The sequence below is a fragment of the Burkholderia contaminans genome, assembly GCF_029633825.1.
Taxonomy (GTDB): Bacteria; Pseudomonadota; Gammaproteobacteria; order Burkholderiales; family Burkholderiaceae; genus Burkholderia; species Burkholderia contaminans.
On the sequence record NZ_CP090646.1, the window covers coordinates 1 to 16592 of the forward strand.

Sequence of the window (16592 nt, forward strand, 5' to 3'; positions counted from 1 at the left end):
GGGGTTCTACGCCGGAACCCCAGAAAATTCCGTCATTCCACATTGTGAACGTCAATCGGTTTGTTGCCTGACGTGCCGAGCGAGTAACTCAGTCGGTAAATGCCTGCCCGAACTGCCGTGCCCGCTTTACATCGTCGGTATGCAAGTAAATCGACGTGGTCGAAATCGACGCGTGACGCAGGTTATCTCGTACGGCGCTCAGCTCAACCCCTCTGGCGATCGCGTGGGTCGCATGGGTGTGCCGCATCCAGTGCGGAGAGGCCCGATGCAGCTTTTCAGCCAGCACCGGATGGTCGTTCTTGATAATCTGCGCGACGAGCCGAAAAAACCGGCGCATGACTTCCCACAGCCGCAAGGGCTTGATGCCGGCATCGGCGTCGTCAAGGCTGCCAATCAGGGACGTGGTCGGATTCCAGTGAGCACGGCTGACAGGAAGCCCCCGCTCCTGCAGATATCGGTCCAGCGCTGTGCGCGCTAGGGGTGTCAGGGTAACGCGGGCTGGCTTGCCGCCCTTGCCGACCACGTGCAGCCAGTGATCACCGGCTGCGTCGACTTCGATGCTGCGCAGTGTGGCGTCAGCCAGTTCGCTGATCCGCAGTCCCGTTGCGTAGCCGAAATCCAGCATGAACCGCAACCGTTGCGCAGCGGGCGCCTGCCAGCCGTACGACCACTCGAGCCCGTTGGCGATGGTGCGCGTCAGCATCCATTCTCCTTCGGTGAAAGCGTGCGAGGTTTCAAGAGCCATGGCGCGCTTGCTGCCGCGTACCTTGATGCCGGAGAATGGGTTGGCCACGACGTAGCGCTGCTCGACCAGCCAGCGGAACATGGCGCTGAGCACGGCAAGCGCATGCGCAATCGAACGGGCCGAGAGGTTGTCGACAAACGGGCGCCAGTCCGTTGATGTGCGCGGCCGCGGTGGCCCGACCCAGCGTTCTCGCGGTGTAGGTCTGCGCAGAAACGCCCTGTAGTCGGTGGCATCCCGGGTGGTCAGCGAAGACAGCGCCTTGCCGCGAGCAACGATGCCCCAGAGAATCAGCCGTTCGGCTTCCTTGCGGTAGGCCCGCTGCGTGGCCGGGGATTCGTGCAACGCGAGCCATGCCTGGATAGCGTCGTAATCGTTGTCGACGCCGAGGATGCAGGCCGACACCGGTGCGCGGAAGGCGCCGGCGGATCCGTCGATCTCGTGCGGTAGCCGTAGTTGCTCCCAAGGCGTCACGACTGACTGCCGATCCGCGATGATCAGTGCGCGGGCCCGCTCCGTGAGCGCCGGGTACGCGGCAAAGAAGGCCTCGATCCTTCTTGCACTGGCCGGCCCGAGACCCGGAATGACGGTCCACCACTGCCGGCGACGCGGAATCCGTACCGTGAGATCGGCCAGGGTCCGGATGCCGGCCGCGTGCAGGGTGCGGGCAGCGCGATTCGGCAGCCAGTGCGCAATGTCGTCGCCGATCTGCGGAGCTGGCGCAGGCATGATGCGCAGTAGCTCGACAGCCTGCGTGGTGGCGCGCGCATGATGCATACGCTTTTGGGCCGGGCATTCGAACAGCGTGGCCAGATCTGCCCGCTGTCGGTTACGGGCATAAAGTGCCAGTTGCCGGCGGATCTGGCCGATGACGCCGCGGGCTGACTGGCTGTGGCTGAGCCGATCTTGCATGTACCGGTGTGCCGCCTCACGCGAGGATGCGCCCTCGTACCAGGCACGCAGCGCTGCCAGTGCATCAGCATCAGGAAAGTCGGTCGGGATGTCGGCGGCGGACGGGCTCGTGGGGCGCGTTTTCATGTCATCGAGTTTAATATGGAAACAATGCCACAGAGATAATAAAGCTTATCTCTGTAGAATGCGGGAGTTCAATATTTCTGTCGTACCCCATGTCGTGATATCACAAAATTGAAGGATCTGACGTTGCGTGGAGAGGATGGTCGATGATCAACAAGAATAAGCTGCTCAGCGTCTTTTCCGACGCCGAACAGGAAGCCCTGTATGGCCTGCCTGATTTCGACGATGCGCAGCGGCTGGAATACCTGGCATTGACCGAATCCGAACTGGCGCTCGCCAGTAGCCGGCCCTCCATACCCGCGCAGGTCTATTGCATCTTGCAGATTGGCTACTTCAAGTCCAAGCACGCCTTCTTCCGCTTCGATTGGGACGAGGTTGAGGACGATTACGATTTCGTGTTGAGCCGCTATTTCCACGGCGAGCCGTTCGAACGCAAGCCGATCACCCGGCACGAGTACTACGCCCAGCGCGAACAGATCGCTGAACTGTACGGCTATCGACCGTGGGTGGCCGCCTTCCTGCCGCAACTCATGCAGCAGGCCGCGCAGATCGTACGTCGCGACGTGACACCGGGATTCGTCGCCGCCGAGCTCATCGTGTGGCTCAATGAGCACAAGATGATCCGGCCCGGCTACACGACCTTGCAAGAGCTAGTCAGCGAAGCCCTGTCCGTCGAACGTCGGCGGCTGGGCGACCTGCTCACCGGCGTATTGGACGAATTGACCCAAACCGCGCTAGACCAACTTCTGGTGCGCGATGATACTCTGTCGAAACTGGCGGCGCTGAAACAGGATGCCAAGAATTTCGGCTGGCGTCAGATGGTCCGCGAACGCGAAAAGCGCGGCACGCTGCAGCCGTTGCACGAAATCGCCAGGACGCTGCTGCCCCGGCTGGATATCTCGCAGCAGAACGTGCTGTACTACGCAAGCCTGGCGAACTTCTATACCGTCCACGACCTGCGCAACCTGAAGGCGGATCAGGCGCAGCTCTACCTGCTGTGTTACGCCTGGGTGCGCTTCCGACAGCTCACCGACAACCTGGTCGATGCGATGGCCTTCCACATGAAGCAGCTCGAGGAAGAAAGCAGCGCGGGCGCGAAACAGTCACTCATCGCCGAGCAAGTAAAACGCCATCGGGAAACGCCGCAGATCGGCCGCCTGTTGTCGCTCTATGTGGACGACAGCGTAGCCGATCCGACGCCGTTCGGCGAGGTGCGTCAGCGCGCCTATAAAATCATGGCCAAAGATGTGCTACAAAACACGGCGCAACGCATGACGGTCAAGCCGCTGAGTCAACTGGCACTACACTGGTTGGCGGTGGACGGCCTAGCCAAACGTATTCGCCGTCACCTGCGCCCCTTGTACGTCGAGCTCGACTTCGTCGGCACCTCCCCAGACAACCCGTGGCTCGCGGCGCTGGCTTGGGTCAAGGGGGCCTTCGCCAAACAGCAGCGCCTGTCACAACGACCGCTCGCCGAATGTCCCGCGGCCACGCTGCCGAAGCGCCTGCGACCGTACCTGCTGATCTTCGGCGCTGATGGTCAGCCGACCGGTTTGCACGCCGATCGCTACGAATTCTGGTTGTACCGCCAGATCCGGAAGCGCTTCCAGTCGGGAGAGATCTATCTCGACGACAGTCTGCAACATCGTCACTTCTCCGACGAGCTTGTTTCGATGAACGAGAAGGCCGACGCGCTGGCGCAGATGGAGATCCCGTTCCTGCAGCAGCCAATCGATGCCCAACTCGATGCGTTAGCGGCCGAGTTGCATGCACAATGGCTGGCCTTCAACCGAGAGCTGAAACAGGGCAAGCTTACGCACCTGGAATACGACAAGGATACGCAGAAGCTGATTTGGCGCAAACCGAAAACCGAGAACCAGAAGGTGCGTGAGCAGGCATTCTACGAGCAACTGCCATTCTGCGATGTTGCCGACGTGTTCCGCTTCGTCAACGGCCAGTGCCAGTTCCTGTCGGCGCTGACGCCATTGCAGCCGCGCTACGCGAAGAAGGTAGCGGACGCCGATAGCCTGATGGCGGTTATCATCGCTCAGGCAATGAACCATGGCAACCATGTCATGGCGCGCACCAGCGACATTCCGTACCACGTTCTGGATAGCACCTACCAGCAGTATCTGCGTCAGGCGACGCTGCATGCGGCCAACGACTGCATCAGCAACGCCATCGCCGCGCTGCCGATCTTCCCGTACTACTCGTTCGATCTCGATGCGCTGTACAGCGCCGTCGATGGGCAGAAATTCGGCGTCGAGCGACCGACCGTGAAGGCGCGTTACTCGCGCAAATACTTCGGACGAGGCAAAGGCGTCGTCGCCTACACGCTGCTGTGCAATCATGTCCCGTTGAACGGCTACCTAATCGGCGCGCACGAGTACGAGGCGCATCACGTGTTCGACATCTGGTATCGCAACACGTCGGATATAGTGCCGACTGCGATCACCGGCGACATGCACAGCATCAACAAAGCCAACTTCGCTATCCTGTATTGGTTCGGGTTGCGCTTCGAGCCTCGCTTCACAAACCTCGATGACCAGTTGCAGGAATTGTATTGTATCGACGACCCGGCGCTGTACGAGAAATGCCTGATTCAGCCGATCGGACAAATCGATCGGCAGCTCATCACCAGTGAGAAGACAAATATCGATCAGATCGTCGCCACGCTGGGCCTCAAAGAGATCACGCAGGGCTCGCTGATCCGCAAACTATGTACGTACTCGCAGGAAAACCCGACACGTCGCGCGATTTTTGAGTTCGATAAGCTCATTCGTACCATCTACACGTTGCGTTACCTGCGCGACCCGCAGCTCGAGCGAAACGTGCATCGCTCCCAAAACCGCCTCGAGTCTTACCATCAGCTTCGTTCGACCATCGCCCAGGTCGGCGGCAAGAAGGAATTGACCGGCCGCACCGACATCGAAATCGAGATCAGCAACCAGTGCGCCCGGCTGATCGCCAACGTCATCATTTTTTACAACTCGGCGATTCTGTCGCATCTACTGACGAAATGGGAGGCCAGTGGCAACGCCAAGACGCTGGCGCGGCTTACGCAGATATCACCGGCAGCCCGGCGGCATATCCTTTTGAACGGGCACTACACTTTTCAAAGCGACAACAAAATCGACCCGGACGCGCTCATTGCAGGGCTCGAATTGGAGTGATCGAATTTTCGGCGGTTCTGGCTTGGAATCCCTTATTCCTGTTACGGTGGAATACGATGCCACAACCAGGTAATCCTTTACCCCCAGCCGTGGTCAACACCTGGCGACTGAGCGTCGGCACGTCGCTGTTCGTGATCGATATCCTGGCCGACGGCAGCTGGCGACCGGCGTATATTGCGCCAAAGCGGCTGGGTGGCTGGACGATGGATGTGTTGCCGAACATGCCGCCGACGTTAGTCGATATCGCTCCCTCGGTACGCACCTGGGCGCGACAGTACGGCGCGAATGTAACGAACCGGCGCACGCCGGCGCGCCGGTTTCCCGCGCAAACCGCTTCTTCGAACAGGACGCCAGAATGAACATGCTGAAACGTCGTCTCGATGCGACAGACGAAAAGCTGCAGGAGCTGAAAACAGCCCGCAAAGCGGCAGCTAAGGCGCAGCGCCAGCAGGTCAAGCAAACGCGCGCGGATCGCGAGCGAAAGATCATGCTGGCCGGCGAGGCGTTGCTGCGGCGTGTCGATCGCGGCGAGTGGGATGAAGCCGATTTCCGCGCGATGATGGACGATTATCTGTCGCGGCCCGCCGATCGCGCGCTGTTCGAGCTCGACGATGTATAGCCTTTGATGTTCGACGTCGACGCACCGCACAGCCAGGTCGGCAAATGTTGATTTGATTCACGATGAAGGATGCCCGATGCTGCCAACGCTCCGCATGAACCGGAATTTTGTCGAGGCCTTGCTGGCCGAGCGCGCGCCCTGCTTTGCGATGGGACTCGTGGCCGAGGGCCAGACGCACTATGCTTGCCTGGCACTGCGGCCGGTGGATGACATTCCGAACGACGTAACACGCAGCGGTTTCAACTTTGGCCACTCGATACGCGGCACCGACGACTTCGAGGTCGTACACTTCGGCTTAGAGTTTTACGGCTACCGCATCTTCAATGCGCTGATCAATCCGAGCAACTTCATCGCCAGGACAATCCTGTCGCACATGGTCGACACGAAGGCGTTTTTCTTCTTCGCGGTCAACCCGTCAGGCGGTGTGACGGTGTTCAAGTCCGGCATCGGTGAATGCAGCCTGGACAGCATCGAGTCTAATCTCGAGCGGATACTGCGCTCGAGCACGTCCGATGCTCAGTACGACGCGGCGCTGACAACGTTCAGCGACCATCCAGATCCGGTCGGGCCGATGCTGCACTGGGTTTGCCGGGACTGCGAAGATTGTCTCGACCTGTCCCACAATGTAATCGAACTGGGCCCCGCGTAACGGTCCTGATGGTCCGTGTGACCGAGACCGTCATGTCACTCACCGGACGTCGCTCCAACATTCTTCGGCTGGAATAAGCCGATTAATGTTCACAATGTGGAACGACGGAATTTTCTGGGGTTCCGGCGTAGATCCCCCACTACGAGGAAGACACCGGAGAGGGGTACTTCGTTGTGGTTGATGGCGATGCGCCCGCATACGGGGCAGTGGTCAAGCTCGCCGGCGACGATGGTTTGTCGGTCTACCGTCAAGCGAAAGCGCAGGAGCCGCAGGTCACTTATCCGTCCGTGGCCATCGAGCAGTATTTCGATGATCTCGACCGACACGATTGGTATTGCGACTTCTCCGATGACTACAGCGTGCAAAGACGAGGTAGTGAGGACTACGCCCGGCTGAAGGGTGTGGCGTCTCAGAACGGGAGAGATCACGTCGCGCTCTTGGAGGCGTTTCGGCGACACTATTTCTCTGGCGAGCCGTGGGGCACTCCGCGGTGGGATAAGCCGGCGCGTCCGGTCGATGGAGTGCTGCTGCTGCCACCCGAGCCGACACAATCCACCCCTGAACCATCGGCACCTGGCGCGAATGATGTGATCGACGTGATCGATGCGTCCGGGCTCGTTGATGCGCAAACTGGTACGGAAGCGAAGTCGATGCCGGAAACGGAGTCCGCGATCGTGGACGAGTCGGGCAAGGAGGCCGGGGAAGGGAAGCTGCCCGGCTGGACGCTAGCGGTGCATGTCGGCATGCCGCTGCTCGCCGCTGCGATTGCAGTGGGATGCCGGGGCGTCGGCGTGTCATGGTGGATTGCCGCACCGGTCGCGGCCGCAATTGTCATCGGTGGTCTTCTGTGGGAGCGCTCCATCGAGCGCAAGTACCTTTCGGCATGACGTTGCCGGTAATCAAGGAGAGATACATGCAAATTAGAGATTCCATAAAAGCGTGGAGACGTAACGAGGACAGAAGGGAGCGGGTGCGCGGAAAGGCAACTATCGCGTTCGCAGTTATGGCCGCGGTAGTGCTTTTCGCAGTCCGCAACCATCATCCGTATCTGATTGTTTTCGGCGTGTTCTGCATGCTCGCGACAATCGTATGGTGCTTCTCGTCTTCGTCGTTGCCGGACGCGAATGTCGCTGTGTTCGATGACTGTCTTCTGTGGATTGCGCAGGACGCAAAGGTTCCCGAATTCGCAAAGGCTTTGATTGCAATCGAAGTCAATGAGGCGACGCAATCGGCACGCCCGTACGTCTTCGACAAGCTCTACGCGCTAGATGACAGGCTCGCTGAGCAGGCATTTATCGATAGAGTGGAGCGGGGGGAGGGGTATCGCGCAATCATGACGAAGCGGCCGCCGGTCGATGACGAGTCAGCGGGAGTGGCAAATGGCTAATGTTCGAGATCAAATCGCTGCCCGCTATTCTGCCGACGATGCGCCTTGGTCTGCGGCTACTGGAGACTTGGCTCACGCGATTCTCGAGCGTGCATTGTCTATGCCGCTGGCCGAGCTGCGCGCGTTTGTCGCCTCCACCGCGAACGGGGCGGATCTCTCAGCTACCGGCGACGGGGCGTTAAGCTCAATGGTTCAGATGGCCCGGATTGCGCTTCTCTGACCAGAGTAACGAGATAATTTTTCTTATCACAACGGCACTGTTTTCGTAAAAAGGAGTGGAGGTAGATATGTGGACACAGGCAAGAGCGGAGCTGCGTGAGCTGGTGGAGGTGACTGCATGGCTCGCTACGTACGAAGCCACGCTCGCTGCGAAGCGAGAGATTGAGCCGACAGCTGAGGCTCGCGAGAACTACCACCGCAAGGTAATGCGCAAGATGGAACTCATGGGCAAGTACGAGCTGTGACTATGGAACCGACCTCATGTTCTCGGCGGCATTCGGATGACGAACGTGCATAAATGGGCCTCTTGGTTCGTCGGCCTCGGGCTGCTCGACCAAGTGGCGTATGCGATCCTTGTGGGTACATGGGCGGCGGTGGTTCTTTCGCTGATTCGCCGTATCCCGCGTTCTTTGCGTGGGAACACTGACAGGAGGTAGATATGACCCGGATACGTGCATTGCTCCATGCGGTCGCGCCTATCAGGTACGCAGCATATGTGGCAGCTTTCCTCGCAGTAGTTTGGTACGGATTCAAATGGCTATTCGTATTTTTCTTTCAAGTCTTCGATTGGTTGGGAGCCGACTCCTGCAACCTGGGGACGCCCGTAGCGGAAAACATGTGTGCTGTTGTTCGCGACAACCAGCCATTGCTTCACATCGGCTTTGCTGTCATCGCGGTTGGTGTGCTGGCGCTGTGTGTGCGGCGGTACATGACGGCAAGGAACGAGTCGCCGACTCCCGGCGTCAGATGGCCGTGGGTCTGACTTCATGATGGAGAGTGGTTCGGATATGGCGACAAAAATTTTCGGAGTCGAGCTGAATCGACCGACCTCTGGACGCGCGACGGCGCTGGCCGTCATATATGCAGTCGGATTGATCGGCTTGCTCTACTGGACACGGTATTGGGGTTTTGACGTCAATCTACCCGCCAAGGTCTTTCTGTCAGTGTCGGTGTTGTGGGCCTATGTGACGAGTTTGGTCGGCGTTCGGGTTACTGATGGGTGGCGGTCGTGGGCGATTTACTTGGCTGGCCTGGTGGTGTTCAACGCGATAGCCGGCGCAGTGTTGGTGATCGAAAATTGATTGGAGAGAAATCCCGATGAAGGCATTGACAGATTCGGCCGTGCTCAGCCTGGCGAAGCTCGGTGTAGCCATCGTGATATTCGCGGTAGCTTACGTTCTAGTGTTCTTGAGCACACGAAAGCACATGGATAAGCGGTTTGCTGATCTAACCGCAAGGGCGGCGGCCGCTCTCTGCTTCATTGTCGCCATGTACTTCGGATTTGTGGTTGTGGCACACGCATCGCCGGCTGGAGACGTGAAACCGCACGCTGATTCAACTAACGGCGTCCTCATGGCGGATGAGAAATCGGGCGCTTGGTGGGGCTACAGCGAGCAAGGCGGAGTCACCATCTGCTCGCGTGATGGCGTCGATGAAATGTCGCCGGGGTGGACTAAGCCTTGCAAGTCGAAGGCGGGAGGGACGCCAGCGGCGTGGCAAATCGCGCACTTCTGGCGCTCATTCGGGGGTGGTAGTCCCGGCCTCTTGGGGCTGGTTGACTAAATCGCGTAAGGAGAAAGGGATGTCGAGACAGAAATTTGCGGCGTGGGCGTGCCGATTCGCCTCAGAATTCTGCGCAGGAGCGCCGAAATGGAAGGTCGGATGTATTTTGCTGACAGCAATTGCGCTTCTCGTTGCGCTTGAATTCCTTCCGCCCCCGCCGTACCAGAGCCCCCTTTGAGGGGTATCAATCACTGAACGGAGAGACAGATGCGCAAGGAATACGAACTGCAGACCGATGTGCTCGCGACGATCGTCGCGGCCACGCCGGTGACGCCTAAGCACGCGGAGTTGCTGACGACGTTTGCGACTCGCACAGACTATCGCAGCGCGCGCTACGCGGTGACGCGCTACGAATTCTCCGAACGGCCGGCGCGTGTGATCGATGCCGACGGCCGTGAGATCGCGGCTGACTATCACGCGTGGATAGACGCGCAGCTCGACGCCCACGGCGGGTCGGTGGGAGATGTGTTGCTCGCGCACCAGGATGCCGGCTACCAGCTGGTCGAGGTCCAGCCGCTGTTGCACTACTTCGTGCTTGACCGCGGCGGCGACCAGGACAATTTCGTGCAGCTCGAAATCTGGGAAGAGCAGGAATTCGTCGAGCGCGGGGTGTTTCCGCGCACCACGCCGTGGCGCTTGCCGGATGCGCGCGAGTTGCGTTCCGGTTGGCACGACATGCCGGTCGAACGGTTCGAGCGGCGCGAGCTGGGCGCTCCGCGCTATCGGCTTGAGACGGTGATCGACATGCAACGCTTCGTGGCACTTGCCGAGTCGACCTACCGCGAGCGGCGCGAACGCGACGGCGATCGGAAGCTGATCGAGCGGAACGTGGAGACGGCCGAAGAGCGAGTGGTGAGCGTGCGCGAACTAACGCCCGGCTACGATCGCCAACAGTGGTGTGGCCGCCGCTTCTTCGACGACTGGGCCGCGTCGAGCGCGGGTCGTGACGGCGAGCGCGCCTGCCAGCGCTGGGTGTTCAGCACCCAGGACTACACCGATCCGCGCAGCGGCCGCGACATGAACTTCGTTCCGCGCTGGACTCACACGCGCAAGATCGCGGCGCTGAAGAATACCGCGAAGCTGGACGTGTACAGCCTCTACGGCAAGCTGACGCAATTCGACGATCGGATTGGTCATCGCTTCGCCTGGTACTTCTACGGCCTGCACGGCAACCTGATCCTGAGCGGACAGATGGAGCGCGTAATCGAGGCGGCCGAAGCGGGATTGATCGTGTTATCCGAACACGACTATCAAGTGCTGCGGCGCTGGGCAGACGATCAATACGGCTTCTGAAAAGCTACTACACACCAAAAACGCCGCTAGATACCATTATGTTAAATCGAGTCTTAATCTTGTCCACGAAAGCGCTTGGCGCGCTCATCCTAGCTGCCGTGGGCACGTACGCTTACGGCGGTTCGGTGTCCGTGATCGACGGCGCTGCGCTCGCCCGCGCAGCCTCGATGCCTTCCGCTTCGATGGTCATGCCACAAGCCGATCCAGTGCCGGTTACGCAACGCGTCGCAGACGGCAAGATGCACGTTACGCGTGATGGCCGGCTTGTCGAATGTGATGGAACCGGACAGGCGTATGAAATCACGATCAAGACCTTTGTAATCCGCGACCCGGTTTGGAAGGACGGAAAGCCCGTCAAATGCCGGCGCGATATGTTCTTATGAAGTGCCTCAAAGGAGAATTGATGAACAAGATCCGACGCGTAGGAGCTGCTGCCATTCACGTTGCAGGGGCCGTATCCGGTCTCACATTGATGTGGCATGCCGTGCGCTTTTGCAGGGGCGAGGTAGGCGCGCCGATCGTAGACCAAGTGAGAGCGATGATTGAACGGGGTGCCCCCGATTGGCCGATTGCACCATCGCTCCGGGGATTGATTGTGATCGATTGGGTGAGCCAGCTCTACTATTACCTCTTGGGCGTCGTCGCGTGGATCTCGCTCGGCGCGTTGGCGTTGCTCATTTCTCAGGCAGTCTCTCGTATCGTCCTGGTCGGCTTCAAGCAATTTTTGGATGAAGAGAAGGCGGCTCGGGAGGAAGACGCACGGATCGCGAAGATCGAAGCAGCACGGGCACGCCGGCGCGAGCTTAGGAGAAAGCTCACCGAGCCGAAGTCATCCATTGGTTCGGCCATCCTTATCGGAACTCTCATCGGCTTTTTCTTTCTCTTCCTCGCGCGATAAGCCCGCGCAGCTACGCTGGCAGTATTCGCCAGAATAAAATCTCTTGATAGCGATAGACAAAGTGATTGACGAATGTAATTCGAGTCGTCTATCCTTTGTCTATGTGTTCTTCTGGAGACGAACGGTATGAAAGTAGTTGGCGTGGCGGCTGTTCTCATCGCGGTACTGATCCTGAGTTACATCATCAATGGCGTAACTCATCTCCTTTAATAAACCACCATCGGGGAATATGTGGACTACGGAAATCTGAAGATTGCTTTGTGGGTTCTGGGCGTCGTGCTCGCGTTCGGCGGGCTGCTCGTGTGGTCGCGGCCGCTTGCCCGTTCGGTGTGCATCCTGGGGGCGATTCTCTCGGGATGTGGCCTGATCGTGTTTCATGGTTATGGAACCTACGCCGTGCCGGATCGAGCACTGGCCTACAACCATGCTGTCGAACTGGCTCTTGTGAAAACGGGAGTTCAGGTGACGAAGGATCTGAAGAGCATGCGTTGTACGCCGGATCGCTCGAAGGTTGCGGGGCCCGTGTATGGGCTGAATGACGACTATGAGTACAAGTACACATGCGTAGTTTCTCTGGATGGAATGAAGGGTGACTTCGTGGTGGAAAAGATCGACGTCGAAGCGCTTTTGCGAGAAAGCGTCGACGGCAAACTCAACCTCAAAGTAACGAGACTGACCACGAAAGACGGTATTGAGTTGCCGCGGGTCGAGGTCTACGCGATGCCTGAGCGAGTGAGTGCCGGGCAGGCGGCCGACTCGATTCGCGCTCTTATGGCCTACGCTCTTCCAAGGGCGATTGCGAAACGCGATGCTGATGTGGCCGCTGAAGAAATCGAGAAAGCAAATCGCGCGAGCTGGCAGGGGAAGTCCGATGGATCGTAACGAGCCGGCCGTCGCGCGGCGTGTCTTGCGCGTAGTGAAAACCGCGATCATCTGCGGCGTTTCTCTCGCCTGCGTGTTCAACGTGCTTGAGCGTTTGTATCTCATCAACGGGAGCTACTATCCGCGAATCCTGGGCGTCGACGTTGGTGCGATCGACTACCAGGCGCTTGGCACCCTAAGACGCGATAGGTGTCCGGACGAGCCGCTTGAGGTCTATCAGAAGCAGGCTGGTACGGTCGTGATCCGATGCGGTACGCAATGGTTGTTCGGTCATACCTTCATCAGCAGTGTGAACCCCTTCCGCGACGTCGCGAGCCAGTAAGCAACACGCGGACGTTGCTTGTAGGTGTGTTCAGTAATGTGTATAGTAATCAAAGATACGCCGTGATTCGGCGGGGCTCACATTGCTGGACGCGCCATGTTCCGTTGGGGATTGTTTGTGATGTTTGGGATACCTGCGATGTACATCCTGTACCACTGGATGACTCGCTGATCGCCCTGCCCGATCGACGGCGGGGCATAGGAGAAATAGATGAATGCCTTTCGCCTTTTTGTCGGGATGGTTTACGGTGTGCCGTTCTGCGTGGTGCTTATGCACTGGCTCGCAAACGCGGCGCGCGTGGTTCACTGAAGAAGCTCATTTGCAGAGGTACAGCATGATTCGGATCGAGAACATCGAGACTATGACGCCGCAGCAAGAGCGCGATTTCTGGACGCTGTTTTCCAGCGATATCGCACGCGACGATGGGGCCGTTGCCCGCCGTCATCTCGATGCTGGAAACCCGGTGTATTGCAAAACCGAGAACACGCCGAAGGGCACGATCGAGAAGCGATTTCCCGATGGCCGCCGGCAACTGGTGACGTGGGACAGTAAGGGTGAGCACGTCGTCTCGGAGCTGGCCCTGTCGTGAGCGTGGAACAACCTCACCGACCACAGCTATGGGTTGTCGCTGGGCCAAACGGCGCAGGCAAAACCACGCTGACCGGCCAGCATTTCGCCGGCCGCATCCCTGTCGTCAATCCTGACGACATTGCCAATCAGATCAATCCGGGGCATCAAGGCTCGCCCGCGACGATGGTTGCAGCCGGTCGGCTCGCGATCGCGCAGCGTCAGGCGCTACTGTCCGAAGGCAAGAGCTTCGCGGTCGAAACCACGCTGACCGGTAAAGGTGAGCTGGAGCTGATGCGCCGGGCCGCTGCGCAGGGCTACAAGGTCAACCTGTTTTTCGTCGGACTGGATGACGCGCAGCTCTCGGCCGGTCGTGTCGCGCAACGGGTCAGAAGTGGCGGCCACCCTGTTCCGCTTGATGACATTTTTCGCCGCTTTGACCGAAGCCTCTCCCATCTATCCGAAGCCCTGACGCTGGCAGATCGAGCGTACGTGCTCGACAACAGTGGGCTCAGGCGGCAGCTACTGCTATCGATGGAGAACGGCCGCGTCAAGCACATGACCCGACAACTGCCCGATTGGGCCAAGACGGCCATTCCGACCGGGATGCAACATGCGGCGAAGCATCACCGCTCGATGGGGCGCTAGAACTATGACCTCAAACGCAACAGAGGCGGCACGGGCCGACCGTGATCGACTGAGCGCGATCGAGCAGCTTCGAAGCGGAGCAATGCGCCTGGCCGACGCGCCGGATCTCTCGAAGGCCGACGTGAAATTGCTGTCGGGCATCGTTGCTGCGATCGACAAGCTCGAACGCAACTTCAGCGGCTCGATTCCGCCGGCGACGTCTCTACCCCGACCACGCGGCCGGAACGGCGGGGCCAAAGAGCGACTGAGCGAAGCAGATCAGAAACGGCTGCTTTCCATGTACGGGGCCGGTGAAAAGGTCTCGAAGGTCTGTCAGGAATTTGGGGTGACGCGAGGCACTGTGTATCGGTATCTGCACAAGCACGGGGTCATCGCGGAAGCGGTCTGAAACATCAAAAAAGAGGCCGTGCCAAGAGTCGACACGGCCCAATCTCCTGTTAAGGAGCAGAGAATTGAAGAATACCATGCAGGCTACATTGCTCAGCGAGGCCCGGCCAAGCCCGGTCGTCCGCAGTTCGGACGAGGGCGACACGTCGACGCCGCGGCGGAAACGCAATGTCGGCCAGCCCCAGCAACTTGAGCTGGTTCTTGCCGACATGGTGGACGTCGCGCCGAAGGACGATTTGGCGTCGATGGAGATCCCCCTTTACTCCCTCTCGAAGAACAAGGACACGGAGACGCGGGTGTATCAGCGTGGGAACCGCTCCGTCCGGATTATCCCGTCCGGCGAGGGCGCGGCAACGGTCTTCGACAAGGATCTGATCCTGTACGTCGCATCGCAGCTTGTCGAGCGGATGAACCGGAAATTGCCCGTCTCTCCGACTGTGCAGATCCAAACCTACGATTTTATCAAGGCCACCGATCGGGACGACAGCAGAGGCGGCTACGAGAATATTCTCGGCATGCTGCGCCGGCTTCGCGGCACGACGATCGAAACCAACATCCCGACCGGTGGCGAGCGCCAGGCAGACGGTTTTTCGCTGATCACCAACTACTCGGTCATCTCCGGTAAGCGCAGCTTCAACAAAAAGAAGGGCGAGAACGTCGAGCGCGTGCTGTCGTTCACTGTCACCCTTTCCGACTGGATCTATAACGGCTTGCTGGAGCTGGAAGTGCTCACGCTCGATCGCAAGTATTTCCAGCTCGGCAAGGCGATCGAGCGCAAGCTGTACGAGGTCGCCCGAAAGCACTGTGGGACAGATAAGGCGATGTGGGAGGTCGGAATCGACCTGCTGGCCGAGAAGATCGGATTCCGGCGTGATCGCCCCAAGTTTCGATCGGAGCTGCGTGCGATCATCAAGGCCGACACGCTGCCCGAGTACCGTATGGCCCTAGATCAAAGCCGGCGGCCGGATATGGTGGTCTTCTACACACGCGATGCCGCTGCGCTTTCCAAGCACATCCGTACCCAAGGGTGCTACGACTGGTTCAGAGCCCTTGAGACCAAGGAAACGCTGACCGCCTGACCCCCACCCCCTCCTGACAGTTCTACCAGCATCCGCGCCGTTCCGGGTTTCGCGGATGTTTTCGCTCGCCCTCACCGTTTGGACGAGCTGGCCGCCGGTGCGCGGCCGGCTCGCGTCAGTGCATCTTTTCTCCGTACGTCATCGCTGCCGATCCACTGCAGGCGCGCCTACTGGCCTTTCTTCGTTCCGGGTTTCGCGGATGAAAGCACGAATCACGGATTCGGGTTTCGCGGATGTTTTTTCCGGGTTTCGCGGATGTTTTCCAGCGGTATCGACGTCGCCAGAGGCCAATACGGGCGGGGATTTCAGCGATTTAGGCATCAACAGGCAACAAAGTGCGCCTCTTTCGTTCACCGAGCGAGTAACCGGGTTTCGCGGATGTTTTCGGCACTTATCCACAGAGGCCGCGCGAAAACCGGGTTTCGCGGATGCCTCTGTCGGGTTTCGCGGATGCCATTTGTCGGGTTTCGCGGATGCTCGGCTTCGGGTTTCGCGGATGAATTTCGGCCGCTCAGGCGCGCCACACAAGGCTTCCGCGAAACGTAACACGCGCGCGGTTTTTAACGCTTCTTTTTTTAACGTTGTAACGCGCCGAAGAGGCTCCCGCCTCTTCTCGATCCCACCCGACCGGGCAAGCCCGGTCTCCCATCTCCGGGCGGTCTAAGCATCCGTCGCGGCAAGCCGCGCCAGATGCAAGACCGAAGACCAAACCAAATCCACGCCCCAAAGGGGCCAACACGGCGCTTCGCGCCTTGACGACCCCAACCCTCGTCAGCTCTCCCTCGCTTGGGGTCTAAGCTCCCGCCGCGGCTACGCCGCGCCAGGAGCTAAGACCGGGATAAATCGCGCCCGCAGCGTCCGCTACGCAGCCGCTGCGCCCGCTCAACCCGGCTAGGCCGGCTACGCCGTCCTTCTGAAGCCCCTGCGAACACCTCACACGAAACACCAACGCCCAAAAGTCTACAGAGAGGGGGGCGCGCCCCTCGTCGTCGCCCTCTCTGGCTCAACTACAGCCTCTAGGACGGGCTGATTGCCACCGGGCAATGGGTAGCCGTGGTCAGGGCCCACGCGCGGCGCTATGCCCGCGATTCGCGATGCCCTCATTGCGGTCATCCAGCTCGCTACCCTC

The 16592-nt window shown here is 59.5% G+C and carries 19 protein-coding genes; 18 read left to right on the forward strand and 1 reads right to left on the reverse strand.

What is annotated here, in order from left to right:
• Positions 1-88: 88 nt before the first annotated feature.
• The gene (locus LXE91_RS43120; RefSeq protein WP_007180429.1) at positions 89-1780 is read right to left on the reverse strand and encodes a site-specific integrase; all 1692 of its coding nucleotides are present in this window, start codon (positions 1778-1780) and stop codon (positions 89-91) included.
• A 143-nt stretch (positions 1781-1923) separates the two neighbouring features.
• Between LXE91_RS43120 and LXE91_RS43125 the strand changes: the two genes are divergently transcribed.
• The 18 genes from LXE91_RS43125 to LXE91_RS43210 all read left to right on the forward strand — a co-directional run bounded on the left by LXE91_RS43125 (position 1924) and on the right by LXE91_RS43210 (position 15463).
• Complete coding sequence (locus LXE91_RS43125; protein WP_278068203.1) at positions 1924-4950, forward strand: Tn3 family transposase; 3027 nt, start codon at positions 1924-1926, stop codon at positions 4948-4950.
• Positions 4947-5309 carry a hypothetical protein gene (locus tag LXE91_RS43130; RefSeq protein ID WP_156903410.1) on the forward strand — a complete coding sequence of 121 codons (363 nt, stop codon included), beginning with the start codon at positions 4947-4949 and terminating at the stop codon, positions 5307-5309. Before LXE91_RS43125 ends, LXE91_RS43130 begins: the two co-directional genes overlap by 4 nt.
• Positions 5306-5569 (forward strand): hypothetical protein, encoded by a 264-nt coding sequence (locus LXE91_RS43135; protein ID WP_007180432.1) that lies wholly within the window; start codon positions 5306-5308, stop codon positions 5567-5569. The genes LXE91_RS43130 and LXE91_RS43135 overlap by 4 nt, the downstream gene beginning before the upstream one ends.
• A gap of 76 nt (positions 5570-5645) precedes the next feature.
• The gene (locus LXE91_RS43140) at positions 5646-6218 is read left to right on the forward strand and encodes a hypothetical protein (protein WP_007180433.1); all 573 of its coding nucleotides are present in this window, start codon (positions 5646-5648) and stop codon (positions 6216-6218) included.
• 206 nt (positions 6219-6424) lie between these two features.
• Positions 6425-7105, forward strand: coding sequence for a hypothetical protein (locus LXE91_RS43145; protein ID WP_143274585.1), 681 nt, complete (start codon positions 6425-6427; stop codon positions 7103-7105).
• 26 nt (positions 7106-7131) lie between these two features.
• Positions 7132-7605: a hypothetical protein gene (locus LXE91_RS43150; RefSeq protein ID WP_141715654.1), complete on the forward strand. Its 474-nt coding sequence runs from the start codon at positions 7132-7134 to the stop codon at positions 7603-7605.
• A gap of 287 nt (positions 7606-7892) precedes the next feature.
• Positions 7893-8069, forward strand: a complete 177-nt coding sequence (locus LXE91_RS43155) for a hypothetical protein (protein WP_157644982.1) — start codon at positions 7893-7895, stop codon at positions 8067-8069.
• A 543-nt stretch (positions 8070-8612) separates the two neighbouring features.
• Complete coding sequence (locus tag LXE91_RS43160) at positions 8613-8906, forward strand: hypothetical protein (RefSeq protein ID WP_039341491.1); 294 nt, start codon at positions 8613-8615, stop codon at positions 8904-8906.
• A 16-nt stretch (positions 8907-8922) separates the two neighbouring features.
• Entirely contained in the window at positions 8923-9387 is a 465-nt protein-coding gene (locus LXE91_RS43165; RefSeq protein WP_039341488.1) for a hypothetical protein, read from the forward strand.
• Between the two features lie 207 nt (positions 9388-9594).
• A complete protein-coding gene (locus LXE91_RS43170; protein WP_039341486.1) occupies positions 9595-10680 on the forward strand; it encodes a hypothetical protein in 1086 nt (361 codons plus the stop codon).
• A 59-nt stretch (positions 10681-10739) separates the two neighbouring features.
• On the forward strand, positions 10740-11063 hold the full coding sequence (locus tag LXE91_RS43175) for a hypothetical protein (RefSeq protein ID WP_039341484.1): 324 nt from the start codon (positions 10740-10742) through the stop codon (positions 11061-11063).
• A gap of 20 nt (positions 11064-11083) precedes the next feature.
• Positions 11084-11578, forward strand: coding sequence for a hypothetical protein (locus tag LXE91_RS43180; protein WP_039341481.1), 495 nt, complete (start codon positions 11084-11086; stop codon positions 11576-11578).
• Positions 11579-11809: 231 nt separating this feature from the next.
• Entirely contained in the window at positions 11810-12460 is a 651-nt protein-coding gene (locus tag LXE91_RS43185; RefSeq protein WP_046196917.1) for a hypothetical protein, read from the forward strand.
• The gene (locus LXE91_RS43190) at positions 12450-12782 is read left to right on the forward strand and encodes a hypothetical protein (protein WP_069301968.1); all 333 of its coding nucleotides are present in this window, start codon (positions 12450-12452) and stop codon (positions 12780-12782) included. Before LXE91_RS43185 ends, LXE91_RS43190 begins: the two co-directional genes overlap by 11 nt.
• A gap of 334 nt (positions 12783-13116) precedes the next feature.
• The gene (locus LXE91_RS43195; RefSeq protein ID WP_083264185.1) at positions 13117-13371 is read left to right on the forward strand and encodes a hypothetical protein; all 255 of its coding nucleotides are present in this window, start codon (positions 13117-13119) and stop codon (positions 13369-13371) included.
• A complete protein-coding gene (locus LXE91_RS43200; RefSeq protein WP_039341476.1) occupies positions 13368-13997 on the forward strand; it encodes an ATPase in 630 nt (209 codons plus the stop codon). The genes LXE91_RS43195 and LXE91_RS43200 overlap by 4 nt, the downstream gene beginning before the upstream one ends.
• A 4-nt stretch (positions 13998-14001) precedes the next feature.
• Complete coding sequence (locus tag LXE91_RS43205; protein ID WP_157644983.1) at positions 14002-14385, forward strand: helix-turn-helix domain-containing protein; 384 nt, start codon at positions 14002-14004, stop codon at positions 14383-14385.
• A gap of 64 nt (positions 14386-14449) precedes the next feature.
• Positions 14450-15463: a replication initiator protein A gene (locus LXE91_RS43210; RefSeq protein ID WP_223274457.1), complete on the forward strand. Its 1014-nt coding sequence runs from the start codon at positions 14450-14452 to the stop codon at positions 15461-15463.
• Positions 15464-16592 lie beyond the last annotated feature (1129 nt).